The 23,246-nt window shown below is 46.8% G+C and carries 25 protein-coding genes; 7 read left to right on the top strand and 18 right to left on the bottom strand.

Annotation, left to right across the window (positions count from 1 at the left end):
• Window positions 1-9: 9 nt before the first annotated feature.
• From ACO1NT_RS10650 to ACO1NT_RS10675, 6 genes are all read right to left on the bottom strand, one after another.
• The gene (locus tag ACO1NT_RS10650; RefSeq protein ID WP_449048613.1) at window positions 10-564 is read right to left on the bottom strand and encodes a BfmA/BtgA family mobilization protein; all 555 of its coding nucleotides are present in this window, start codon (window positions 562-564) and stop codon (window positions 10-12) included.
• A complete protein-coding gene (locus ACO1NT_RS10655) occupies window positions 551-880 on the bottom strand; it encodes a hypothetical protein (RefSeq protein WP_081445152.1) in 330 nt (109 codons plus the stop codon). Before ACO1NT_RS10655 ends, ACO1NT_RS10650 begins: the two co-directional genes overlap by 14 nt.
• Complete coding sequence (locus tag ACO1NT_RS10660; protein ID WP_326326652.1) at window positions 873-1,148, bottom strand: helix-turn-helix domain-containing protein; 276 nt, start codon at window positions 1,146-1,148, stop codon at window positions 873-875. The genes ACO1NT_RS10655 and ACO1NT_RS10660 overlap by 8 nt, the downstream gene beginning before the upstream one ends.
• 111 nt (window positions 1,149-1,259) lie before the next feature.
• Window positions 1,260-1,424: a hypothetical protein gene (locus tag ACO1NT_RS10665; RefSeq protein WP_326326651.1), complete on the bottom strand. Its 165-nt coding sequence runs from the start codon at window positions 1,422-1,424 to the stop codon at window positions 1,260-1,262.
• A gap of 129 nt (window positions 1,425-1,553) precedes the next feature.
• Window positions 1,554-2,294: a hypothetical protein gene (locus ACO1NT_RS10670; protein WP_326326649.1), complete on the bottom strand. Its 741-nt coding sequence runs from the start codon at window positions 2,292-2,294 to the stop codon at window positions 1,554-1,556.
• Between the two features lie 23 nt (window positions 2,295-2,317).
• Entirely contained in the window at window positions 2,318-3,391 is a 1,074-nt protein-coding gene (locus tag ACO1NT_RS10675) for a tyrosine-type recombinase/integrase (protein ID WP_449048614.1), read from the bottom strand.
• A gap of 317 nt (window positions 3,392-3,708) precedes the next feature.
• Between ACO1NT_RS10675 and lnu(I) the strand changes: the two genes are divergently transcribed.
• The 4 genes from lnu(I) to ACO1NT_RS10695 all read left to right on the top strand — a co-directional run bounded on the left by lnu(I) (window position 3,709) and on the right by ACO1NT_RS10695 (window position 7,780).
• Window positions 3,709-4,479 carry a lincosamide nucleotidyltransferase Lnu(I) gene (lnu(I), locus tag ACO1NT_RS10680; protein WP_008992950.1) on the top strand — a complete coding sequence of 257 codons (771 nt, stop codon included), beginning with the start codon at window positions 3,709-3,711 and terminating at the stop codon, window positions 4,477-4,479.
• 154 nt (window positions 4,480-4,633) lie between these two features.
• Window positions 4,634-5,197, top strand: coding sequence for a hypothetical protein (locus ACO1NT_RS10685; protein WP_449048615.1), 564 nt, complete (start codon window positions 4,634-4,636; stop codon window positions 5,195-5,197).
• 172 nt (window positions 5,198-5,369) lie between these two features.
• A complete protein-coding gene (locus ACO1NT_RS10690; protein ID WP_449048616.1) occupies window positions 5,370-5,726 on the top strand; it encodes a nuclear transport factor 2 family protein in 357 nt (118 codons plus the stop codon).
• Window positions 5,727-6,028: 302 nt separating this feature from the next.
• Entirely contained in the window at window positions 6,029-7,780 is a 1,752-nt protein-coding gene (locus ACO1NT_RS10695; RefSeq protein WP_449048617.1) for a CocE/NonD family hydrolase, read from the top strand.
• Window positions 7,781-8,240: 460 nt separating this feature from the next.
• Here the strand turns inward: ACO1NT_RS10695 and ACO1NT_RS10700 are convergent, their stop codons facing one another.
• Genes ACO1NT_RS10700 through ACO1NT_RS10725 form a run of 6 tightly spaced genes read right to left on the bottom strand, consistent with a single transcriptional unit; the run spans window position 8,241 to window position 12,424 of the window.
• Window positions 8,241-8,792, bottom strand: coding sequence for a hypothetical protein (locus ACO1NT_RS10700; RefSeq protein WP_449048618.1), 552 nt, complete (start codon window positions 8,790-8,792; stop codon window positions 8,241-8,243).
• 42 nt (window positions 8,793-8,834) lie between these two features.
• Entirely contained in the window at window positions 8,835-9,305 is a 471-nt protein-coding gene (locus ACO1NT_RS10705) for a hypothetical protein (protein WP_449048619.1), read from the bottom strand.
• Window positions 9,283-10,974, bottom strand: coding sequence for a WG repeat-containing protein (locus ACO1NT_RS10710; RefSeq protein ID WP_449048620.1), 1,692 nt, complete (start codon window positions 10,972-10,974; stop codon window positions 9,283-9,285). Before ACO1NT_RS10710 ends, ACO1NT_RS10705 begins: the two co-directional genes overlap by 23 nt.
• Complete coding sequence (locus ACO1NT_RS10715; RefSeq protein ID WP_449048621.1) at window positions 10,971-11,366, bottom strand: hypothetical protein; 396 nt, start codon at window positions 11,364-11,366, stop codon at window positions 10,971-10,973. Before ACO1NT_RS10715 ends, ACO1NT_RS10710 begins: the two co-directional genes overlap by 4 nt.
• Before the next feature lie 32 nt (window positions 11,367-11,398).
• Window positions 11,399-11,869, bottom strand: coding sequence for a hypothetical protein (locus ACO1NT_RS10720; RefSeq protein ID WP_449048622.1), 471 nt, complete (start codon window positions 11,867-11,869; stop codon window positions 11,399-11,401).
• Complete coding sequence (locus ACO1NT_RS10725; RefSeq protein WP_449048623.1) at window positions 11,870-12,424, bottom strand: hypothetical protein; 555 nt, start codon at window positions 12,422-12,424, stop codon at window positions 11,870-11,872. It abuts the gene before it with no gap.
• Window positions 12,425-12,905: 481 nt separating this feature from the next.
• Here ACO1NT_RS10725 and ACO1NT_RS10730 point away from each other — a divergent pair, with 481 nt between their 5' ends.
• On the top strand, window positions 12,906-15,314 hold the full coding sequence (locus tag ACO1NT_RS10730) for an ABC transporter permease (RefSeq protein WP_449048624.1): 2,409 nt from the start codon (window positions 12,906-12,908) through the stop codon (window positions 15,312-15,314).
• Window positions 15,315-15,648: 334 nt separating this feature from the next.
• Here ACO1NT_RS10730 and ACO1NT_RS10735 read toward each other — a convergent pair whose 3' ends face one another.
• A complete protein-coding gene (locus ACO1NT_RS10735) occupies window positions 15,649-16,077 on the bottom strand; it encodes a hypothetical protein (protein ID WP_449048625.1) in 429 nt (142 codons plus the stop codon).
• Here ACO1NT_RS10735 and ACO1NT_RS10740 point away from each other — a divergent pair.
• Entirely contained in the window at window positions 16,076-16,459 is a 384-nt protein-coding gene (locus ACO1NT_RS10740) for an HU family DNA-binding protein (protein WP_449048626.1), read from the top strand. The two genes, ACO1NT_RS10735 and ACO1NT_RS10740, sit on opposite strands and share 2 nt — an antisense overlap.
• Before the next feature lie 232 nt (window positions 16,460-16,691).
• Here the strand turns inward: ACO1NT_RS10740 and ACO1NT_RS10745 are convergent, their stop codons facing one another.
• Window positions 16,692-16,973 carry a hypothetical protein gene (locus tag ACO1NT_RS10745; protein WP_449048627.1) on the bottom strand — a complete coding sequence of 94 codons (282 nt, stop codon included), beginning with the start codon at window positions 16,971-16,973 and terminating at the stop codon, window positions 16,692-16,694.
• Between ACO1NT_RS10745 and ACO1NT_RS10750 the strand changes: the two genes are divergently transcribed.
• Entirely contained in the window at window positions 16,966-17,100 is a 135-nt protein-coding gene (locus tag ACO1NT_RS10750; RefSeq protein WP_449048628.1) for a hypothetical protein, read from the top strand. The two genes, ACO1NT_RS10745 and ACO1NT_RS10750, sit on opposite strands and share 8 nt — an antisense overlap.
• Before the next feature lie 9 nt (window positions 17,101-17,109).
• Here ACO1NT_RS10750 and ACO1NT_RS10755 read toward each other — a convergent pair whose 3' ends face one another.
• The 4 genes from ACO1NT_RS10755 to ACO1NT_RS10770 all read right to left on the bottom strand — a co-directional run.
• Window positions 17,110-18,072, bottom strand: coding sequence for a hypothetical protein (locus ACO1NT_RS10755; protein WP_449048629.1), 963 nt, complete (start codon window positions 18,070-18,072; stop codon window positions 17,110-17,112).
• A gap of 342 nt (window positions 18,073-18,414) precedes the next feature.
• Window positions 18,415-20,655 carry an anion permease gene (locus tag ACO1NT_RS10760; RefSeq protein WP_449048630.1) on the bottom strand — a complete coding sequence of 747 codons (2,241 nt, stop codon included), beginning with the start codon at window positions 20,653-20,655 and terminating at the stop codon, window positions 18,415-18,417.
• A 136-nt stretch (window positions 20,656-20,791) separates the two neighbouring features.
• Window positions 20,792-22,579: a chloride channel protein gene (locus ACO1NT_RS10765; protein ID WP_449048631.1), complete on the bottom strand. Its 1,788-nt coding sequence runs from the start codon at window positions 22,577-22,579 to the stop codon at window positions 20,792-20,794.
• Between the two features lie 18 nt (window positions 22,580-22,597).
• On the bottom strand, window positions 22,598-23,246 hold a 649-nt coding region (locus tag ACO1NT_RS10770), incomplete at its 5' end, for a trans-sulfuration enzyme family protein (RefSeq protein WP_449048632.1).

A 23,246-nucleotide genomic window follows, 5' to 3' on the forward strand; every position in this document is an offset into this window, starting at 1 on the left:
GGTCTTGTGTTACAGGTTGTCCAACGATTGCCTTGCATGCTTGGCCAGTTCCTCCTTTTTTGCCGCCGATACAGGCCAGCCGAGGGCTTCCCTTTGGGTAATGTAGTAATCCAATACCTGCCGGAACCTGGACTTCAATGTTTCCCTTTCCCGCATGTTGCCAAGTATCTTTTTGAGCGTACCGTCCACCAGTTTCAGGTAGCCGATGGTTTCCCTGCCCATGATGGTCGCCTCCGACTGCCCTTTGCCGATATTCTTCAAAAGCGGGCTTTGTGCTTTGGCGATGGCCATCAGTTCTTCCATTGCCGAATACATAGGCACCAGCAGGTCACCCTCCTGTTTGCGGATGAACGAGAGGATGCGGCTGATACCGCTTGACAGTTCCTTTTTCAGCACCTCGTCGTTCAGGTCGGCGGGGTCTTTCTTGCTTTTGTAGAAATAATCCACCATCTGCATGACCACTTCCCGCTTGGTGCGGCCAAGTTTCCGCGCAAGCAGGGTGAGCCGTTCGTCCACCGCCTCGGGGAAACGGACGGATTTCTTGTTCTCGTCAATCCTGACCATTTACCCCTCCCTCCGTGCGGATGATGAACCTGAACCTGCTGCCCTTGGCCGGATGCCACGAGGGACGGTACTCCACATAACCGTAGGCCACCAATTCCGACAGGCACTTGTGGTAGGTGGCGATGGAGCGTATCCGCGAGAAGCGCATCAGCTTCCTGCGGCTGGCGTGGAAATGGCGATGCGGATTGCCGCAATCGTGGTGGTAAAACAACGCCGCCACCAAACCGATGTGCGTGGGCAGCAAACGCCCGTCATCGCCAATCCGCTCAAAGAACGCGCTGAACGCGTGCTTGGGCAATTCCATCCGTTCACCCATTGCCGTTACCTCCCTCCATCATTTTCCTGATGTCCTCCCTGCGGTAGTACATGCTGCCGCCCAACTTGCGGTACGGCAACGTGCCGCCCGCACGGAGGTTCTGCAACGTTCCGGGCGATATGCCAAGTAGCCTGCGCACCTCGGCACTTTTCAGCCACTCCCTGCCAAGATTGTCTTTTTCCCTGTTTCCGATGATTTGTTTGAACTCATCCAGCATTTCCCGTTTGAACTGCCGGAGGTCTTCCCGTGTGACGATGTCTATTTCCATATCCTTATCATTATATTCCCATATCCGTATATCCCGATAGCGGGATATTGATTTACGCCCTTTACGGGGCGCACGGTATACGGCCAAGTATACCGGAACCTTGCGCTGGTGCTATCCCAGCGCATTGGGGTATCCCCGGAGGATACCCGAAACCCCCATAGCGATAGCGTGGGGGCAAGCAAGTAGGGCTATGCCCAACTTCCGCTTGCTCCATTCCCATCGGGGAATGGCAATTTGGCGGAATGTGCAGTCGGCACGGCTTGCCTCGGCAACCAAACGGGATTGCTCCCGGCATTGCCACCGGGCATCACCCGCTCCGTTGGGACAAAGTTGGGGGATAAAACAGGGATATGAATGACCAAACGAGGCGGCTTGGTCATGTTCGGGGATTGAACGGGTAGATGATTAGGCGGGGACGATGCGGAACAACTTCCTGCCATCCGGCACCTGCGAACCCTTTATCGGGGCTTCGCCCTTGCCCACGAAATAATTGCGTGCCGTATCCAATGGGATTTCCTTGCCGCCGTGGTTGAAGTATTTCGCCACCAGTTTGTAATACGGGCTGTGGTGGTCGCTTTTGAGCAGCTTCCTCCCATTGGGCAGTTCCACTTCGCGCAGTTGCTGGATGAGGTCGGTGAGGGTGGGCAGGTAGCCGTCCTCCACGTACACTTTCTGCGCAACCCCATATTTTGTATGCGCTTTCAACTGTTCTTCCAAATCTTGGATATGGGCTTCGAGTTCGGCTATCTTTCCGTCTTTTTCTTTCAGCAGCACATCGTTTGGCCTAATGTTCCATTTATCGTGTGTGTCGAGGTATTGCTGGAATTCGGTAAGTTTCTCAATGTTTGACAAATGCCGGGGATGCTCGGATGAGAACGGGTCTTTCCGCTCGAAATATTCAATCCGTTTCTGCACGATGTGCCACACGTGGGAAAGGAAATCTTTTTCGGTACCCCGACCTGTAGACCGGAAATGATTCAGGTGGTAGGTGTAATAGGTTTCGAAATCGGCTTTTTCCAATCCGTAGATTTTGAGCAGGAAATGGTTGTTGCCATACCCCCTCTTCAAACCAAGTATGTTGCCAACATCAAACGGATGCGGGGAAAAATCAAAACGTTTTCTGCTTTTGAAGTAATTTAGTCCCATTGTGATAATCTTTAAATCTGTAGCTACAAAATCCTGTCCAACGGGCTTTTGATTGCATTCACTTGCGCATTGCCGACTTTTGCATAAAGCATCGTGGTCTTGATGTCGTTGTGACCAAGTAGCTGCTGAATGAATGATATGTCCGTGCCGTATTCCAGTAAATGTGTGGCGTAACTATGCCGCAAACCGTGTATCCCTATCGGCTTGTTTACCTTTGCGGCCTTCATCGCATTCTTGAACACCGCTTGGACACTGCGGACGGAATACCGCCCTCCGTACTGACCTTCAAAAAGGTAAGTTTTAGGATGGTACGCTTTATAATACTCCCGTAGCAAATCCAGCACTGCGGTCGGTAGCGGTACATACCGGTCTTTCTTTCCTTTGCCTGCTTCGATAAGTACCTGCATCCGTCCACTGTCGATGTCACTCACTTTCAGATTGACAACCTCACTTACTCGCAATCCCATTCCGTAGCACAGTTGCAACATCAGCAAATGCTTCTGGTTTCGTACCGCGTCGAATATCCGTTTTACTTCCTTTTGGCTCAACACCTTTGGCAAAGTGGATGGCTTCTTCGGCCGTGGGATTTCGGCAAAGAAGCCCGGTTTATGGAGCACCTGTTCAAAATAGAATTTGATGGCGTTGAGCCTGCTGTGCAATTGATTTTCCGAAATCTTCAATGTATTGATGCAATAAAGGATGTAAGCACGGAGACGGTCGTAGCCCAGCGAATCAACTGGCACGTCCTTCACCACATACAGTAACTGTGCAAATTCAATCATGTAGGTCTTTATGGTGGAGGGGCTGTAGGCTTTCATCTGCAATACCTCTTTCATACGTTGAAACTCCCGTGCATTCACGGGTGACAATTTGGACAATACCCCTTTGCCAACCGGTGGGATTTTCATCCCAAACAGTGTCCGGAAATGGGTGTTGTCCGGTACATACCAGCACTTTTCAGACCTGCTCCACCTGCCTTTCAGCGATTTGACCAAATCAATCTTTGCTCGGTCGTATTTGAAATCTATCCAAATGACTGCGGCATCCTTATGTCTACCTTCCCGAAAATCAAAACCAGAAAAATCAACAACTTCCATACTGCGTATTTTGTATTATCTACCAAAGCAAATCTAAGAAAGTTATGCAAAATGCGCAATAGATAGAATCTGATAAGGTTAAAGCAAGACACTTAAAAACAACCATTTACAAGAACAAATAGAAAAGAATTTGACATCTTTGTATGCAGAAGATTATTGCGTATATTTGGGAGTTGGCGGTAATTTGAAGAAACAATTAACAACGAAAAACATTCAAGAAAATGAAGCTATAAGTAACTGTAAGATAGAATAAGAATTGAAATATCCTTTAATACGCAAAGTAGAAAGGGCGATTGTTAATATTAAAAAATTAGAAAATGACACAGTTACAAATGATTGACAAAACAAAGTCAATAGCTCAAAATGATAAAAATATTTCTGCCGTATTTATGTACGGGTCATTTACCAAAAATGAAGGGGACAAATATTCAGATATTGAATTCTACATCTTCTTGAAGGATAAAGAAAATTTTTCCGCTGAAAATTGGGTAAGCCAAATTCATCCTTTGGCATTATATTTTACCAACGAGTATGGAAGTGAAGTTGCCATTTTTGAAAATATGATAAGGGGGGAGTTTCATTTTTTGACAAACGACCAAATGGAAGTTATCAAATCGTGGGACGGTTTGGTAGAGTTTAGCGACTTTGACAAGATGATTTTAGTAGATAAAGAAGATTTATTGACTAACACGCTCAAAGAAATAAAAACTAAAGTACCTGATCGAACAACAAATGAAAATATCCTGTGGTTGAGCCAATCATTGTTGAATGTTTTACTTACAACAAGCAACTTAATTAAACGACAGGAATTTGCTCACGCTTACCAAAGCTTATCAAATGTTCAAAAATATTTACTTTGGTTAATAAGAATTGAAACATACCAAACCAAACATTGGGAAAGTCCAACAAAAAGCTTGGAAAAAGACATAGACCCAGATTGGTATTCGTTATTTCAGGAGACAACATCAGAATTAGATCCGACAGATATTAAAACAGCTTTCAAGAAGACATTAACATTGACTGAAAAACTTTTTGATAATCTTGGAGTTGAAGCAAAATTAAAGGGGGTATTAAGGAGAATTGAATAAAAAAAACTACCGCCAACATTGTATAAGCGTAATGCGGGCTGAACTGCTAAATTTGAGCATTTTTGCTCCTAAGAAACTTTGTGGTGGGCGGACAGTGAATTGCTCCGAAATCCCGCACTACGCTTATACTTGACCGTTGTACGCAAGTTGAGAAATGAACACGGAATACAAATTAACATCGAAAGATAAACTAACTGAACTTGCAAAAAGCGAAGGAATTGAAACGTGGAACGAACTGACCGAATTCATTAAAAATTTACCATACGGACGAAACAAAAATCGGACTGATTTTGGACTGGTCTTGTCGGAAAAAAAAGGGACCTGTAGCTCAAAACACGCTCTCCTGAAAAGCATTGCGGATTTGAATAACGTGCCGAATATCGACCTTGTCATCGGAATTTATCGAATGACCGAATTGAATACACCGAAAATCGGAAAGGAACTGACAAAAAACTTAATCGGATTTATCCCAGAAGCCCATTGCTATTTAAAAATCAATGGCAAACGGACTGACTTGACAACAAAAAAATCTGAATTCAAAAAAATAGAAAAGGAAATAATCCAAGAAAAGGAAATCCGACCTGAACAAGTTTCGGAATTTAAAGTTGACTATCACAAAAAATTTATTGAGAGTTGGCTAAAAGAAACCGAATCGGAATTTGAATTTGACCGAATCTGGCAAATAAGAGAAAAATGTATAACGAACTTAACGGAATAAAAACCTGCGTACAACAATGTATAACCGCAATTACGGCGGATTCGACTGCGTCCGAATCCACTCGGAATTGCTACCGTCAGTGCTTAACCGAAAATCATTATCTTTAATCCCGTAACTGACGGTTATACGAACCGTTAGCGGTCAGCTTGGGACGATATCACAACAATAGAAAATGACACCAAAAGAAATACTACAAAAATGGATTGACGCATTTAACAAGGCGGACGTAGAAACTATATCAAACTTGTATGACGACAATGCAACCAATCACCAAGTCACAAACGAACCTATTGTTGGAAAAATTGCGATTAAACAAATGTTTGCAGACGAATTTGCGACAGCCGAAATGACTTGTATTCCCGAAAATATTTTTTCAGACGGAGAATGGGCAATCTTAGAATGGAAAGACCCAAACGGTTTGCGTGGTTGTGGTTTCTTTCAAATACAAAAAGACAAAATTGTTTTTCAACGTGGCTATTGGGACAAACTATCTTTTCTAAAACTTCATAACCTTCCAATTCCACAATGACAATTAGAACAGCACGACTTGACGACTTCGACGAACTGCAAAAATTATTTGTGGACACCATGACAACAATTTGTAAAGCTGACTATGAAGAAAATACAAACGACTTTAACTTATAAAATGACAAAAACGCTGAACGAAAAGCCGAACCGCTAACAAGGGTTTGGCGTCAGGCGGGCTGACGTTCAGTCTTGAAAATTCCTGCGGAGATTTTCCCGCCCGAACGCCAAGCCCCGAACCGTTATGTGCAAGCAGAAAAAATGTCACATTGCAATTAAATAATGGTCCTTAACAAAAACAACCGAATGAAATTAATACTGAATTTATTTATACTCCTTCTAATTGGATTTAATTCATCAAGTCAAAACAAGGAAACAAGTCACTTAACAGACTTAAATGGAGATTACAATATTCAAGATATTCTAATCGAAACAAGAGATGGAGCGAAAATTTCCGCAATCATTGTGCGGAAAAAAGAAACCATTGAACCAAAAGCTGTAATATTACAAAGTACTATCTATGTAAGAGATAAAGGCCGTGACCTGAATACATTAAAAGAATCTGCTGACAAAGGTTATGTAGGTGTAATTGCTTATACAAGAGGAAAACGTTTTAGTCCAAACGAGATATGGCCATACGAAAATGATGCCAATGACATTTTTGATGTGATTGATTGGATAAGTAAACAAAAATGGTGCGATGGGCGTGTAGGAATGTTTGGAGGTAGTTATAACGGTTTTACACAATGGGCGGCTGCCAAAAAGCTACATCCTGCACTTAAAACTATTGTTCCTTATGTTGCCAATAGACCCGGAATGGGCTTGCCAATGGAAAACAACATCTTCATTAATCCAAACTATGAGTGGGCGTTTTATGTTGGCAACAACAAATATTTAGATACGATTGCTGGAAATGACAGACAGCGATTTAGAAATATGATGTTCAAGTGGTGGGAAACTGGTGTAGCTTATAACAAAATGGACAGTATTGACGGCACGCCAAATAAGTGGTTTCAGCGATGGTTAAGCCATCCGTCATTTGATGACTATTGGCAGAAAATGGCACCTTATAAAGAAGACTTTTCACAAATTGATATTCCAGTGCTTTCTATTGATGGTTATTATAATGACTCACAAAATTCAGGTTTGTATTACTTGAGGGAACATTATAAATACAATCCAAATGCAGAACACTATTTAATTATTGGACCTTATAGTCATTTCGGAGCGCAACGCAATGGTTCAGAAGAAATCAACGGTTACAAAGTTGATGCTGATGCCTTAATAAATACAAACGAAATAACCTATCAGTGGTTTGATTACATATTCAACAATGCTGAAAAACCAAAAATAATAAAAGACAAAATTAATTATCAAGTAATGGGCGCAAATGAATGGAGAAGCGCTCCATCTATTGAGGCGATGAGTAATGACCATTTAAAATTGTATTTGACAACCGAAAAATTTGAGGGCATTTATTCCTTAAAAGGAGAAAAACCTGTAAAAACTGATTTTCTAACCCAAGAAGTGGATTTTGCAGATAGGGAAATCAGCAACAACGATTATTATCCAGACCCCATAATACGTGAGGAAATGGATTTGAGAAACGGATTTAATTTTATTAGTGAACCATTGGAAGAATCCATTGTGGTCAATGGCTCATTTATGGGAGAACTAAGAGTAAGCATAAATAAAAAAGATTTCGATTATGGCGTTACGCTATACGAGGTAATGCCAGATGGTAAATTATTCCATTTGTCATATATTATCGGACGAGCCAGTTATGCCAATGATATAACCAATAGAAAATTACTTGTACCAAATAAAATCGAAACAATTCCATTTTCAAACACACATTTAGTGAGTAAAAAATTGAGCAAAGGCAGTCGCTTACTTGTGTATATCAATGTAAACAAAAACCCATTCTCTGAACTAAATTATGGAACTGGAAAAGAAGTGAGCAAAGAAACAATTAATGATGCGAACGAACCATTGGAAGTGAAGTGGTACAATGATAGTTTTGTGGAAATTCCGATTTGGATAGATAAAAATAAGTAATGCCAGCACATAACATCGGCTATGCGCCAGGCGGGATTTTCGTCTTCGGTTGACAGATTACGGATGCGAGAAATGAGCGTTTTCAAAAGAACATTTTGGGGTAAAAGCCCCGCCCGATCGCATAGCCGCGAAACGTTAATATTTCATTCCTACATCACAGAAATTTTGTATCTTAGCATTATAGCAATTGCAGCTAGAACGTATGTCAAACCAGTGAGTGATTCGGTGAGTTGGAAAAAGGGAAGTTTGTAAAATACTGATAAATAGATTGATAGAAAGTAGGTTCGATTCCCCTACGGGCTACGGAAAATAAGAAAAGTTGGTTTAAAGCGATACTGCTGGACACCAACTTTTTTGTTTGGTGACATCGTGGAATAACGTGTTAAACTTTGTACGCCCTCATGGTGAAGCCAACGGATTGAATCCCATTTGATTGCCGCCATCAACAGCAAAGCACATCCTATTCCTTTCCTCCAGCGACCCAACCCGATGGGAGAAAGAACTTTTGATAATTTCCCGACTTCCGTAAAAAAGGTTCTATCGTGAAACTAATCCTACCATTGCTATCAAAAACCCAGTAGTTGCCTACCAACTTTCCACTTTCAGTTTGGATATGATTTGCTGGATTGTGATTAATCGAAAATTGACCTTTTCCCCTATCATACCAAATACCCATTGCACGTAGGTCCTTTTCATTTGAATAGCCAAGTATCAAATGGGATTCAATTGTTTTTTCCGTGGGCCTAAGGATCAAGCACTTCATACTAAAGCCATCCAACCCTTCTGCCCAGGAAATGTCTTTTTCTTTCCAATGCAATAGTGTATCCCACTCTGCAAGGACGATGTTGGTGTCTTCTTCCGATTGGATCACAGCAAATAAATCCGTTTGAATAATTTCTAGGCGTTGTTCCTGAGGGTAAATGTGTATGGTGGTTTTGTCAGCGACAATACGCCCGTCATCAAACCCAAAAAACGATTTCAATACGTAAAACAAGATTTCTATTTCAACCATTTTAGTCTTTTTTACTTATCCAAAATATCTGCTGTGTCTTTGTTAAGCCTGGAAATCAGTTCGGGTATTTTTAGAAACCTTCTCCAAGCGGCAGATATTTTTTCGGCCCGCCCGACGTGGCCAGCCCGGCAGCATCCATATGCCGCGCGAGGAAGTGTGTTTGGCTTCGATAACGACGAAGCGTAACGGCCCCGGAACACCTTTTCGGCGGAAGTACAGCACGCGGGCCATTTCAGCACAGACCGTAAGCCGGATGTTCACCTTAACTGGGCGACCTTCGGTATTGATAACGGACAATTCTCGCTCTAACCTGAAAATGAATGCTTGGAACCCCCGCTGGTGTTCGGCTGTCATCGCCCGAAAGTCGGCATCGGCCTGCAAGGTTTCCAGAAGCTGCTGTTTTTCAACGTCCGTGGGGGCCACGTCACTTACCGCCAACGCATCTTCCGACGGGGTATACAGCTCTTCCGGCGACAATTCTTTGAGCTTTTTAATTATCCATTTGTTGATCATGTGCCTCGTTGTTTATCCGGTACGGCAGCATACCAGTTTCGGCATCCCATCCTGATAGGTACACTTGGCCTGCCGCGGCAAAGCTATTGACAACCCGGGGCTTCAGGCCATCCACCCTCAGAATGAGGTAGGTTTTGTCGGCAAATGCTGTTTCCTTCTTTTCGGCAACGGTAGGGTAAGGATCGCTCCAGATGGCGAGATAGAGGTTGCCACCCCCCGGTTGGGTGAATGGCTTGATGTCTGAATATACTCCTAAAGGGATTATTTCTTTCCCTTTGTTATCAAACAATCCAAAATACCTCTCAATGCCGTTTTCCACTTCCTTTTCTTGGGTGACCCGCACATGGCCTGATTTTAAGACCTCAATTTTCTGGTATACCGCAGGGAGCAGTTCGTCCCCCTTCCAGTCGACTAGGCTGTACGTCCTGGTCTTTTGTCTGGCGGTGTCCGCTGTAGTGTGGAGGTATAGAAACCCCAGTTGCGTAATTTTGGAGATGATCTTTTTGCTGTGTCTATTGACTTCCCGGACAGGCAGTTCGATGGCACCGCTCAAACTGTATTGCTTGCTGGCTTCCTGAGGCTCCCCATCGTGGGGAACGGCTGCAAAAATATCAAAAACCCCTTGCCCTTTGTTGCGATACCTCCCCCCATAATGCGCCTTCAAAACAGGGAGGTCTGCCTGCCGGGGGGACAGGATGACACCATTTACCAGTTGCAAACCGGTATGCTGTGCCGGGATAAGGATGTTGCTCCTTTTTTTCAACCCGGTTTTCCCATCTTGGGTAAACAAACGGTAATCCAAGCTTTCCAAGTAGTTGGCAATTTCGTCGCTTGTCATCCGTCCGTAACTGACGTATGAGGGGTCCATTGCCGGCTGAATCGAATCCGGCTCGGGCAATGCCAGTAAGCTGTCGATGGCTTTTCGCTTTCCTTCTGGGCTTTTATACCCGCCTTCTTCCAGAAACGCGTCGACCCGCTGGAGTTGGTAGGGTTGGAAACCGTCCGTATAGTCGGTTGCGTTCAGCGACGCCAGCTTATTGAACCGCAAATCGTAAATATCGTGCCGGCCTTTTCCGGGGGAAAACCGGTATGCATTCTCTTTGAATTGCTCGTAAAAGCTGCCTTTTGCGATGTCAATGGCTTGGAAGGACGAGTAAAACGGAATATTTTTGTAAAACCGTTGTTTGCTAAGATTGGGCTCATAAGTAATGATAAAGGTGTATCGGTGCGGAAGGATCTCTTTACCGGTGTTATCTATGATTCCCTGGAAAAAAGTGCTGTCGCGGGAAATATAATACTGCCTACCTTCCAATTCGTAAGCTATCAAGTCATAATAATAAGGCGGAATCACAAATTTCCCCTCGTTGTCGATTACCCCGTAGAAATCACCTTTTTGCACAATGGCGCGGCCCTGTTTGAAACTCCTGGCATAATCGAATTGAAAATCGATTACGGCTTTGTTATTTACATCAATATAACCCCATTTTTCCCCTTTTTTTACCGCAGCAAGCCCTTCGGAGAAACTACTCGCCGCCCCGTATACCGGCGGTATGTTTTTGGAGCCGTCTTTCGTGTTTACAAAGCCATGGGCCATTTTCTGTGCGCTAATCGATCCGAACGCCGTAACCAGGAGAAAAAGGACGGCGATATATTTGAATGCTTGCATCATTGCTTATTCGGCTGGGGGTTTACCCTTAGTAAATACACGAAGTACAAAGCAAATATTATATGCAACACGGCAATGGGAATATAGATTGCCAACGGGTCTCCTGAATAGTGCATGGCTGTTTTTACCGAAGCGAACGCCCCGAGCAGAAAATAAAGGAAATTACCCAGTACCAACGGACGATTGTATATCCCACCTACTAAACTGTTCCTTGACACCCAACTCATCATGCCCAAACCCATGTAGGTTGCCCCCAAAAGCTGGAATATCAATAATAGAAAACGATTGGCCTGGGCACCGAAAAAACGAATGATTTCTTCGGGCAGAAAAGTGAACCCCAAGCCCGCTAATATGAAATATCCCGCGGCCGCCATCATCATTGTTTTTGTTTTCATAGGTTTCAAATTTTTAGCTTACGGCCATTGGGCTAGGTTATTTGCTTTCCCACATACATGCAATACGAATTCCATACCGGACTGTATTCATCCTCCAAATACCAAGTTAACCGCATTTTGGTAATGGTCTGGTTGTTAAAGGACCGCCTGGTATATAACGACATGCCCTGGTCGCTTTGATCAGCTAACCAGGATACAAATTCTTGTTCGCTTTCAAAGACGATCAAAACCGGATGCGGCCCCATCCCGTCATTTACTTCGCCAAGGGTAAACTTTCCGTCAAAAAAATACAATCCCGTCCCGCAGTAATCGCGGTGCGCGTGATAAAGTCCACTGACCGCATAATGGTCATTTTCATTTAGTCCGGTAGACATTCGTTTTAACTTTTCAGCGACCCTCCCGGCAAGTTCTTCTCCGTAGCGTACTTGATCTAGTGAGTGAAAAATTTCAAGGTCTTTTTCGCTGAGGGAATCGCGCGATATGTTTGGAATATGCTGTTGCATTCAGTTGGGGCGATTATTTACAAGTTGAATCGGAACGCCATGTTTTTCTGCATAAGGGATTACCAATTCGTCCAAGTCAGCAAGTCGGCCGTGCATATGCTCATCGTGTGTGGCAAACAGCTTTTCTACGGCCGCGTCTATTTCGGACGCGGGACTTTCTGCATCGATCATTTTTGCGATGCTGAGGTATTCGTTTTCAAAAATTCCTTTCCCGTAGTTAAAAACCTCCAGCGAGGCGGCTATCAGTGCTTTGGTCTCTTCATTTTCAGGCAATTTTTCTATCTTATCCATACTTTCGTCCAGTGGGCCGATTACGTACTGGTTCACGTATGCTACCGCTGTTCCCTTTATTTTCTCATTGTTTTGGGCTACTGCCATGCCGCCGCTCGCCCGGAGTTCACGGAGCTCCCCAAAAAATTGCGGTGAATAATTCGCCGTAACGCGGTTCACGTTTAACCAGACCACATCCACCACCTTCTTCGGAGAGGCTTGGTTGCATGCGAACAAAGTGTAACTAACAATGGAGAGGAATAATGTTTTCGTTGTCATCTTCATCTTTCTATTTTTTATCGTTACCATTTCTCGTTTCGGACGTACCATAATCAAATTCGACTTACCTATATGTCCCATATTCAAGTCCTCCAACCGAATGATTGTATTAACCCATAGCCGGAAAACCGTGCCCCCGTTCGGACTTGACGACCCTTAGTCTGTGTGCATTCATACAAAGGTATATGTAAATAGCTGTAATTAACCTCATAGAGCATATACAAGATATCTACATCTCTCCATCCATGCATCGTCATTTCCTGATACGGATGCTGAAACGGGTGGCTTACTGCAACGGCGGCCAGCGGGATGATCGATAACCTGTCCGCTACTGAACACCTAGTGTTCGATATCGAACACTGCGAACACCCTATCCTCACACACAAACTTAATAATCAGCATGTTATTATTTTGGCGCAAAAAATGCCTGTTACCGTTTAAATCGGGTGCGATTGCTATAGGCGTCACCCTAGAAGACCATGTCGCAATGATTAAAAATTATATCAAAATCGCTTGGCGGAACATCCGCAAGAACAAACTCTACAGCGCGATAAACATCATCGGGCTCACCACCGGCATCGTATCGTGTTTGCTCATCGGCCTATATGTTCGCACCGAGCTGACGTACGACAATTTCCACAAAAATGCCGGTCGCATTGCCCGTGTCTACATGGAATACCAATTTTCCGGCACGCTCAACAAAACGGATGTCACCGGGTCGAAAGTGGGCCCGCAGTTCCAGCGTACGTTCCCCCAGGTCGAATCCTACGTACGCACCATGAAGTATACCCGTTCGGTTTCCAACGGAACGGAGTCCTTTGAAGAAAACGGCATCCTATATGCCGATGCAGACTTCTTCAAATTGTTCTCTTTCGCCCTATTCCGGGGCAACGCGGCCACGGTGCTCGACGCACCGCAAAAAGCAGTACTAACGCCAGCAACGGCAAAGAAGTATTTCGGCACCGCCGACCCCATCGGCAAAACCCTACAGCTCGACGGGGGTGACGACGAATACCTCATCACGGGCATTGCCGAGGCGCCACCTCTCAATTCCCAACTCCAATATGACATCTTATTATCCTTTGCCTCGCTCAAAGCGGCCAAAGAGGAGCAATGGCGGCAGGCCAACTACCACACCTATTTGCTGCTCGGAAATGCCGGCCAATTAACAACGCTCGATCGGCAAGTCGGCGATTACATGAAGAAGGTCAACGAAACCGAAATGGGCATAACGGCAGGGAGCGCCGATTACTGGACGTATCATTTGGAGCCACTTACGTCGGTGCACCTGCATTCTGCCGTGACCGATAGTTTCGAATCCAGCGGCAGCATGACCTATGTCTACGTACTTAGCATCGTCGCCATACTTATCTTACTCATCGCCTGCGTCAACTACATTAACCTGGCTACCGCCCAGTCGGTTCGGCGCGGCACTGAAATCGGCATCCGCAAAGTGCTGGGGGCCGAAAAAGCCCAACTCTGGAGACAGTTCCTCGGCGAGTCGTTTCTCATTACACTGTTTGCTACCGGCCTCGCATTGGCCATCTGTGCGGCCTTATTGCCATTATTCAACACCATTACAGACAAGGAATTCACAACCTCGGCACTCATTCGTCCACAGTCGTTGGCGACCGTCCTATTGTTAAGCATCGTCATCGGCATTGTGGCAGGTGCCTACCCTGCCTTTGTCCTTACCAGCACCAAGCTGGTCACCATCCTCAAATCGGGCATCCGCGTATCCAGTTCGGGTGGCCTTCTACGCAAATCGCTCATTACCTTCCAGTTCAGTATTGCCATTTTTTTGGTAGCAGCCACCCTCATTGTGGCCGCACAACTATCGTATATCCAAAATAAAGACTTAGGTTACGACCGTACACAGGTGGTGGTGGTGCCCATAGACCAAAAAACCAAGCCCCTATATGAGCAGTTGAAAATGGCTTTCCAGAATACACCGAATGTCATCAGCGTTACCGGCTCGTATGAAGACCCAACGTCCATCGGCTGGGGCGACGGCATCTCCATCCACGAAGACAACGGCGTAAAAGAACTGTCGCTGAATGCCACACCTGTAGACTTAGACTACCTCAAGACCATGGGCATGGAACTGTCGGCAGGGCGCGACTTCACCCGGGCCGACTTCGCCCTGCAGGACACCAGCAACCAGTACCGCAACTTCCGGTCGACTTTTATCCTCAACGAAAGGGCTGTCGCTGACCTCGGCTGGACACCCGAAAAGGCCATCGGCAAAACCGTAACGCGGTATGGCCAAGGAACCGTTGTGGGCGTTGTCAAGGATTTCCATTTCCAATCGTTGCATAACGCCGTTGGGCCATTACTTATTTTCCTCGACACCAATTCCATCCGGCAGGCGTTCATTAAGATCAATACCGCAAACACAGCTCAAACATTGGCCGCGCTCAGGGCCACGTGGGAGGCACGTGTGGGGCATCGGCCGTTTGATTACCATTTCATGGACGAAGACTTCGCGGCGCTTTACCGTGCCGAATCGCGCATCGCCCACCTGTTCTCGTTGTTTTCGGGAATTGCCATCGTCCTGGCTTGCCTAGGCTTGTTTGCACTGGCCGCGTTCTCAACGGTACAGCGCACTAAAGAAATCGGTATCCGGAAAGTCCTGGGTGCCAGCACGGACAGCATCACTTTTATGATAGCCAACCAGTTCCTGAAGCTGGTGGGCATCGCCATCCTAGTTGCTACACCCATAGCCTGGTGGGCCGGTAGCAGCTGGCTGCAAGATTTCGCATACCGGATTACCATCCATTGGTGGATATTTGCCGCCGCTGGCTTATTTGCCATCATCATCGCATCGGTAGCTGTGAGTTACCACGCCATGCGTGCGGCAACGGCCAATCCGGTCGACTCACTGCGCGACGAATGAGACTCGTTTTCTTAAGGTCATTGGTGCCCACGAAAAGGCTGAGATAACTCGCCCTATGCAATGAATCACCGAACATAACCTGTTCGGGCGTTCCGCAGGCAACAACCTCCGGAAACAAAGGCTTGAGTTCACCACAATTTCGTCGTACGATTTATCCACCGAGAATCCTTGTTGGATGGTTACAGAAGCACCCGCAAGCTTGTAATAACGCGTTTGAAATCCACCAAAGTGAAGGCTAAACCAAAGAAAATCAAGCGAATGTTTCCTAAATAATTAAAAGGTTTGTAGCTTTGTCTAAGCTTTATTGGCGGATATGGAAATATCTTTACCAAGATTAGCTGTTTATCCTGCGGATCTTCAACAGGTTACTGGTCTGAGCGAACGCACCTGCCAGCGGCTCATTAACAGGATCCGGGATATGTTTGGGTTGCGTAAGCACCAGCATGTGACGGTTTATCAGGCCTCGGATTATCTGGGCATTCCGGTAGCGGAACTTTCCGTCTTCATGCGCCGCTCCTAAACCAAGCAGTTGGCAAAGGGTTTGCCACGGCAGCGAAAAGATTTTATGGGATAACCGTCTCGCGTCACGCGGGGCGGTTTTTTTATGCCCGACAAAACCGCCAATTGCGCCAATTACGCCAAAACCGCCAATTCCGACATGTCTTCTTGAGAAGTTCCGCAACTTAGTATGGCCAAGGGAAAGGTACCGCCCGCGGCACGGAGTATTATTTTTATTTTTTAACTTTTTAACAAGAAGTAACATGGCAATTAAATTCAACGTTTTGGAAATCGGCAAACCGGGCGATCCGACGGCACCGAAGAAGTTTTACCCCCGGCCGGTACACTCGGGCGAAATCACGCTGGAGAACCTGGCGGCAGACATCTCGTACGCGTCGTCACTCACCGAATCCGATGTGTATGCGGTTTTGCAGAGCCTGGTGCGCGAAATCCCGCGCAACATCAGTCACGGGTATATCGTACGCTTGGGCAACCTCGGGGCATTCCGCCTGGGGAGCAACAGTACCGGAAGTGAAACTGAGGAGGAGGTAACCGGCGCGAATATTTTCCGCACCCGGCTGCTGTTCCATCCGGGCAAGCATGTCAAGGCGATTGTTGACGGTTTAACTTTCGAGAAAATGCGATAGTCGACGCTTTCATTACGCCGGTCGTTCAGCCGCCTCGTTTGAAACGAGGCGGCTTTTTTGTTGAAATCAGCCAAAAATGACGCTTGGTCACTTCAGAAACCGACTTCGGAGAGTTTCTGGAGTGACGGTGGTCGTTTTAAAATTGGCTTCGGAGACTTCGGAAAGTGACTTCGGAGACTTTTCCGGGCCATTTAACACCCCTCATAAATAGCCTAAAACGAAATTCATTGTCTTAATTCAACTGGTTGCATGGGGCGCAGACGCCCTGATTTACCACCTGTGCTGAGCTGTGCAGCCGTTCCGGCAGAGAAGGACGTAATGGCTTGTGAAAGGAATCATGGTACCGACGGAAAGCATCCACCCCAAAAGGAATGATCTTGTGGGCGATTACGGCGAAGCGGCGGTTATGTTTGCGGCCATCTTGGCCGTTTCTGCCATTTCTTTCTATCAGGATAACCGCAGCAAAAAAGCGCTGGAAAAGCTGGAAAACCAAGTTCGCAAAAACGATGGCCATCGTCAGCATCGTCATTTTTCTGATGGTCTGCCTCTTCCGGTACTACGAGACCGGCGACTTTGTTGCAAGCCTGCTCAACGGGCTGACGCTGGCCATGTCAGTACTTGGCCAAAATACAAACAAGTAGGTAAAAGCGTCAGGGTTTGGTTAACCACCCGCACCCCATATATGTGGCATTCTTATAACTGAAATAGATTTCATGGGTAGGGTTTTCTTTTTCCGTTATGTCAAGATCGCAACCCCCTCCCGTCGATTCCCTGATAATCCCGAAAATATGTTTCCCGCTAAAGGCATAGGTTGCAGTATGGGTCTGTTTTTTAGCCAGGAAAATCAAGCCCGTTTCTGTATCATTGATGCAATGGAGAACAAATTTATTGTCTTTTATTTCTATATCCCAAAACGGCTCGGTACCTTCAAAAAAACCACTGAGCAACCCGCTACCCGACGCCTGCTTTTTCCGCAATCGCTGAAGCAGGTAGTCAAACGGTTTCACGTCCTTGATGGTTTCACCATAATGATACGTGCAGCTCGATGAATCACTCAGATCGGTCACCTGAATATAAGGGACCCATCCATTCGCCTGCCCGGCATGAGTCGCGCCTAACAGCATAAAGCGGTGATTATCTAACCAGAACAGCTCGTCTGTACTTTGGGAAATCCCTTTGAAATGAATACGGTGAATGCTGCTATCACTGAAATTATACAGCTCAATATTGTGCGAATCATCAAAACCGATCTGGTCTTCCGGCGTTTCGGATAAATCGATGTAATAACCTTCATAGCTCAGCGCATTTTGCCTGTCCGGGCTGACAGCCAAGGTGCTGACATCGACCCCGTCCAAGGTAAAATTCCCCGTTGCCCGGTTTTCCGTCCGTGATATAGCAGGTGGTTGGAATGCCGCGGCCGACGCCGATATACCATAAAACTGTAGCCAGTCGGCCAACGCATGGTGTCGCCCTTGCCAAACCTCTCGCTGCAATGAATCCAACATCCCCTGTAAATCCGCGCACGCTTTGCCGCCCGCTGTCGTTTGTGCAGACAACGATAGATTTCCGCAGAATACGATACCAATAATGAGTTTAAAAACTGAACTGGGCATATACAGGGATGTCTTCTTGCATAATTACTCAAACTTTTTGAAGATACCAAAATTTGGTAAACTTCCTGTTGTCTAGCTATGTAAAGTAAAGACAGCAGGCAAGTCGTGCCTCGGAAGGGGCTCGAATACTAATGTAATGCCCACGGATAAGCAACACCTTCTACGGATTTCAATCGTTATTTTTTCGGCTCAATCAGGGGAACTACTTTTGGAAAGCAAGGATTATTTTTTAAAATCGGGGATTTGTCGTTTACCCTAATCAATAGCTTAAGCGCAAAAAGTCAATTCTTTTTGATAAAATTGACGAAATGTTAAAAAATAAACACATGGGAGTAGGCCTTCTTAGTTCTCGAACCGGCCGTACAACTTACAGATGCGGAAAAGTACGGCCTGTATATCGCGGCTTTGCAAGAATATACTGGTTTGGAGCAGCGCACGCTTGCTGCCGATATCCTTGCGCCGGATAATGTCCAGCTCGCTTCCGAAGTTCGTATTGATGAATTCGCGGATCTCATTGCGGCTCAGACGCAGCAATGGTACGTCCGGCCCGTCTTCTTCATTGAGCTCATGGGTAGCTAACCGGAAAAACTTATCCATCTTGCCCGCCAACACCTCCAGTGTGTCGATAAACCCACTGGCCAGCGGCTCATGTAGGTTCTCGATGTATTGTAGGCTCTCCGCACTCAGGAACTTGGCCGATTGGAGCATATCCTGTATCAGGTCAGCTCCATGCACGATCACTTCGGCCGAACGGCGGTCGGCCGCGCCCAGCTTCCGGATGGCCCGCAAGCTGTTCCGCTTTAGTTTATAGGAATATTTGATGAGGTCCATCAGCTCTTTATCCGTGCGCTTGATGGCCGGTGCATCGCCGCTGCGGATACCATTCAACACCGTACCATAATGGCCCGATATTTCGATAATCATCGTTACCAGCATATTCTTGCTGCGGATATACACGTCGAGGTCAGGTTCTTCCAGCAGACTAAGGCGACTTTTCTCAGCCTTCGATTTCTGTTCTTTTTTAGAAAAGGTGATATTCGATATGATAATATAAACGAGTACAATACCCATCAGCACTGCAGTGGCCACCACCCCTTGGTAGATGATGAATACAAACAAACCTGCAACTGAAAATGCAATCAAGGCGGTAATGAACCACCCGCCGATTACGCTAAGCACACCTGTTACGCGGTAGACCGCCGATTCACGGCCCCAAGCCTTATCGGCCAGTGACGTGCCCATAGCCACCATAAAGGTTACATAGGTAGTCGACAGGGGCAACTTCTGCGAGGTAGCCCACGCAATCAAAATACTCGCCAATATCAAATTGGTTCCCGCTCGCACCAAGTCGAAGGCTGGCGCACTTTCACCCACCAATGTCGCCTTCTGCAATTTATCACGCTCAAAACTGAGGTTATACCGCCGCTTTACGTTGCGCGGTATCACGGCATCGAACACGTTGCCCAGCATCATCGCCGTCTTCACCACCCGCCGGGAGACGGTATTTGGTTTGAACCGATCGTCACTTCCGTCGTCACCCTGTTTCCCCAGGTTGATCTCGGTCTCCGTTACCTTTTTGGCCTTCGCACTCAGCCACAGCGTCAGTGCCATCACCACCCCAGCTATCGCCAGCATGTAGCTGGGCACGATGATATCGCTGGTTGCCAAATAATCCTGATACAGTGCATCTGCCGGGACACCGCTACCTACCCAGTTTTGGTAAGCGAGCAGCCCCGTAATCGGCACACCGATAAAGTTGACAAGGTCGTTGCCGGCAAAAGCCATCGCCAACGAAAAGGTACCTGCCAGCACCACGATCTTCAGCGGATTCACGCCGAACTGGCGTTGAAGCCAATAGCAAAGTCCTATGGATACCACGAGGACACCCAACATCACCGCAATGACGTTGCCATAAATCGCCGCTACCCACTCCGCTTGCGCCAATGTGGTACCTTTCAGCCCCTTAATCAACAGGAAATAGATAATTACCGTAATGCCGATACCGGAAAACGGCACGCCCAAGCTCTTTAGCCGCTTCTCGTATTGGAAGGTAAATGCCGAGCGCATCACGAATTGGACAATCACTCCAGCCGTGAAGGCTATAAGGATAGATAAGAAGATTCCTGAAACGATCGAAAATGTGCTATCCATGTTGATGTATTTCATCACCTCGCCGATAGATTCTTCTTTCTCGGCAGCAAAAAGGAAGCCCATGACCATGGAAGCACCTAATAGTTCAAAAACAATGGAAACGGTCGTCGATGTCGGGAGTCCAAGCGTATTGAAAATATCGAGCAGCACAATATCGGCAAGCATGACGGCCAGAAATATCCACATCACCTTGTCGAACGTAAAATGCTGTGGTTGGAAAATACCTTTCCGCGCAATTTCCATCATCCCGCTCGAGAAAAAACACCCTGCCAATATGCCCACCGCGGCAATGAGGATGATATTCCGGTAGCTTGTCACCCTGCTCCCAATGGCCGAATTCAGAAAATTGACCGCATCGTTACTCACGCCCACAATCAAATCCGCAATAGCCAATACCAGCAATACGGCAACAATAAATAACATATACTCCATAGGAACCCCAATAACCAATTAACGGCCCAAAAATGTAAACTTAATGTGTATTTATCGTTGCCAACACATTAAGTTAATGTTAACAACGAAATATTGCCTTGCCAGGGGGAAGCGGTTCAGGTCGCCATAGACGCCTTTAGCCCAGATAATCCGCCTGCCGCATCAGCAACGCCCGGTATTTGTTGAAGACAGCCGATTTTGAGACAAAGCCCATGTATTTCCCTTCGCTGCTTACCACGGGGAGAATCCAGATATCCTCGCGGTTCATCTTATTCATCACTACTTCCATATTGGCTCCCATCTGCACGGTATCCACAGGCTTCTGCACTAAATCTGCAATCGTCTTGTCACCTTCGTTCGTTTCACCCAGCAAAATTTCAAATAAGCGCTCACTGTAGATAATCCCCAACAATTTATCTGCATCGTCCACCACCGGAAAAATATTACGCTTGGTATGGATAATGTCCTGGCGCCTGTCGATCGGCTTTTCCCACGGATGGAGAACCGTGAAGTTAGTCTCCAGCACATAGCGGAGTTTCATCATGCTCAGCACCGTACGGTCTTTATCTTCGTGGGTAAGTAAGTCGCCCTTTTCTGCCAATGCTTTCGTATAGATGGAATGCTTCATCACACTGCGGTTGATAAGGTACGCAATGGAGGTAACGATCATCAATGGCACCATCAGCGCGTAGCCACCGGTTATCTCGGCGCTTAGGAAAATACCCGTAAGGGGGGCATGCATGATACCACTCAACGCAGCAGCCATGCCCGCAACCGAAAAATTCGCGATGTCGAGAGTTACCCATCCCGTGAGGTTCAATCCGTAGGCAAAGGCAAATCCCAACAGGCCACCCATCACCACGGTAGGCCCGAATATGCCGCCATTGCCGCCGCTGTTGAGCGTTATGAGCGAAGCAAACGATTTGGCAAACACCGTGATAATCGCATAGCAAACAATCAGGTAGCCGTAAGAACCGTATTCCGAAAAAATACTATTGTCAAGCAACGACCGGTGGTTACCATCCAGGATTTGTTGGATAGCCAGATACCCCTCCCCATACAACGCCGGAAAAAGGAAAATAAGCAAGCCCAACAGCAGCCCACTCACCCAAACCTTGCGGTAGGGGTTGGTCATACGGGCGAACCATCCATTCACGGCTGTACTCAACTTGGCAAAATAAATGGAGAAAAGTCCCACCAAAATGGCCAGTACCACATAGAAGAACAAGGCGTTGAGGTCCCAATCATCGGTAAGCAGGTGGAACAAAGGCTCGCTATAAAGCAGCCGTGATATCACGGAGGCCGTGGCCGCAGACATCAACAAAGGAATGAAGGCCGGTATCGAAAACTCCGGCAGGAGGATTTCTATCGCAAAAATCATCCCGGCCACGGGACTGTTGAATGCCCCGGCGATTCCTGCCGCGGCGCCACACGCCAACAGCAGGGTAACCTCCCGATAATTGAGTCCAAAAACACGCCCGATGTTCGAACCAATGGCCGAGCCACTGTTAGCAATCGGCGCTTCCAATCCCGCCGACCCCCCAAACCCAATGGTAAGGGCACTGGTGATGATCTGCGAATACATGTTATGGGGTTCGAGCTTGCTCGATTTACGCGATATGGCATACATAATGGGGGTCATCCCGTGTGCCATATGTTTGCTTTTGATAAACCGCCTCACGTAGATCACACTCAGCAAGATGCCGATCAACGGAAAAAAAAGGTACAGGTAGTACTTATATTCCCATTGCACTCCGTCTTGCAAGAACGAAGCAATGGAGTGCGTAAGACCTTTCAACGCAGCAGCGGCAAGGCCACCCATTACCCCCACCAATATCGATAAGATAATGAGGAAATTCCGGTTCGAAAGCCGCTGGATGCGCCATTGGTTTAACCGCCATATGTATTTCCTCAGTCGCGTCATTCGCCCGATTATGTCATACTATAGCCCCGCCAGCGCCTGTTCGAAATCGCCGATCAGGTCATCAATGTGCTCAATGCCCACTGAGATGCGCAACATGCCGTCGTTGATGCCCGCCTTCAGCTTCTGCTCCGGCGAGTGGTGCAACCCCCACATGCTCGCCGGATGTACCGCCAGCGATTCCACGCCTCCCAAACTCGCCGCATTGGCAAAAAACTTCAAGCGGTTCAATACCGTCTGCGCGCGGGTAAATTGCGCGCGCTCATCAGCGCCCACTACCTCCACACAAAGCATGCCCGTAAAACCCTTCATCTGCTTCTTCGCCAGCTCATGCTGCGGATGCGAGGGCAACCCACAATAACCTACGTGTGCAATATGGGGGTGCCGTTCCAGCCACTGGGCCAATGCCAGCGCGTTCGCATTGATCTGGTTCACGCGGAGCGAAAGTGTACGCAGGCCGCGCAGCAACAACCACGCGTCAAACGGCGCCAACGCTCCCCCTAGCGATAGCAATTTCTTCCATGCCTTGTTCACGGTTTCCTCGGTGCCGCAGATCACGCCCGCGGTGAGGTCACTATGGCCACCGAGGTATTTGGTGGCGCTGTGCACTACGATATCGATGCCGAAGTCGGCTGGCCGTTGGTTAATCGGGCTAGCGAAGGTGTTGTCG

The sequence above is a fragment of the Parapedobacter sp. genome, assembly GCF_053550995.1.

What these genes read in the sequence shown, in the direction of transcription:
- ACO1NT_RS10650 (WP_449048613.1), bottom strand. Translation starts at nt 564, where the DNA reads ATGGTCAGGATTGACGAGAACAAGAAATCCGTCCGTTTCCCCGAGGCG.
- ACO1NT_RS10655 (WP_081445152.1), bottom strand. Translation starts at nt 880, where the DNA reads ATGGGTGAACGGATGGAATTGCCCAAGCACGCGTTCAGCGCGTTCTTT.
- ACO1NT_RS10660 (WP_326326652.1), bottom strand. Translation starts at nt 1,148, where the DNA reads ATGGAAATAGACATCGTCACACGGGAAGACCTCCGGCAGTTCAAACGG.
- ACO1NT_RS10670 (WP_326326649.1), bottom strand. Translation starts at nt 2,294, where the DNA reads ATGGGACTAAATTACTTCAAAAGCAGAAAACGTTTTGATTTTTCCCCG.
- ACO1NT_RS10675 (WP_449048614.1), bottom strand. Translation starts at nt 3,391, where the DNA reads ATGGAAGTTGTTGATTTTTCTGGTTTTGATTTTCGGGAAGGTAGACAT.
- ACO1NT_RS10685 (WP_449048615.1), top strand. Translation starts at nt 4,634, where the DNA reads ATGAACACGGAATACAAATTAACATCGAAAGATAAACTAACTGAACTT.
- ACO1NT_RS10690 (WP_449048616.1), top strand. Translation starts at nt 5,370, where the DNA reads ATGACACCAAAAGAAATACTACAAAAATGGATTGACGCATTTAACAAG.
- ACO1NT_RS10695 (WP_449048617.1), top strand. Translation starts at nt 6,029, where the DNA reads ATGAAATTAATACTGAATTTATTTATACTCCTTCTAATTGGATTTAAT.
- ACO1NT_RS10700 (WP_449048618.1), bottom strand. Translation starts at nt 8,792, where the DNA reads ATGGTTGAAATAGAAATCTTGTTTTACGTATTGAAATCGTTTTTTGGG.
- ACO1NT_RS10705 (WP_449048619.1), bottom strand. Translation starts at nt 9,305, where the DNA reads ATGATCAACAAATGGATAATTAAAAAGCTCAAAGAATTGTCGCCGGAA.
- ACO1NT_RS10710 (WP_449048620.1), bottom strand. Translation starts at nt 10,974, where the DNA reads ATGATGCAAGCATTCAAATATATCGCCGTCCTTTTTCTCCTGGTTACG.
- ACO1NT_RS10715 (WP_449048621.1), bottom strand. Translation starts at nt 11,366, where the DNA reads ATGAAAACAAAAACAATGATGATGGCGGCCGCGGGATATTTCATATTA.
- ACO1NT_RS10720 (WP_449048622.1), bottom strand. Translation starts at nt 11,869, where the DNA reads ATGCAACAGCATATTCCAAACATATCGCGCGATTCCCTCAGCGAAAAA.
- ACO1NT_RS10725 (WP_449048623.1), bottom strand. Translation starts at nt 12,424, where the DNA reads ATGAAGATGACAACGAAAACATTATTCCTCTCCATTGTTAGTTACACT.
- ACO1NT_RS10730 (WP_449048624.1), top strand. Translation starts at nt 12,906, where the DNA reads ATGATTAAAAATTATATCAAAATCGCTTGGCGGAACATCCGCAAGAAC.
- ACO1NT_RS10740 (WP_449048626.1), top strand. Translation starts at nt 16,076, where the DNA reads ATGGCAATTAAATTCAACGTTTTGGAAATCGGCAAACCGGGCGATCCG.
- ACO1NT_RS10735 (WP_449048625.1), bottom strand. Translation starts at nt 16,077, where the DNA reads ATGTTACTTCTTGTTAAAAAGTTAAAAAATAAAAATAATACTCCGTGC.
- ACO1NT_RS10750 (WP_449048628.1), top strand. Translation starts at nt 16,966, where the DNA reads ATGGCCATCGTCAGCATCGTCATTTTTCTGATGGTCTGCCTCTTCCGG.
- ACO1NT_RS10745 (WP_449048627.1), bottom strand. Translation starts at nt 16,973, where the DNA reads ATGGCCATCGTTTTTGCGAACTTGGTTTTCCAGCTTTTCCAGCGCTTT.
- ACO1NT_RS10755 (WP_449048629.1), bottom strand. Translation starts at nt 18,072, where the DNA reads ATGCCCAGTTCAGTTTTTAAACTCATTATTGGTATCGTATTCTGCGGA.
- ACO1NT_RS10760 (WP_449048630.1), bottom strand. Translation starts at nt 20,655, where the DNA reads ATGGAGTATATGTTATTTATTGTTGCCGTATTGCTGGTATTGGCTATT.
- ACO1NT_RS10765 (WP_449048631.1), bottom strand. Translation starts at nt 22,579, where the DNA reads ATGACGCGACTGAGGAAATACATATGGCGGTTAAACCAATGGCGCATC.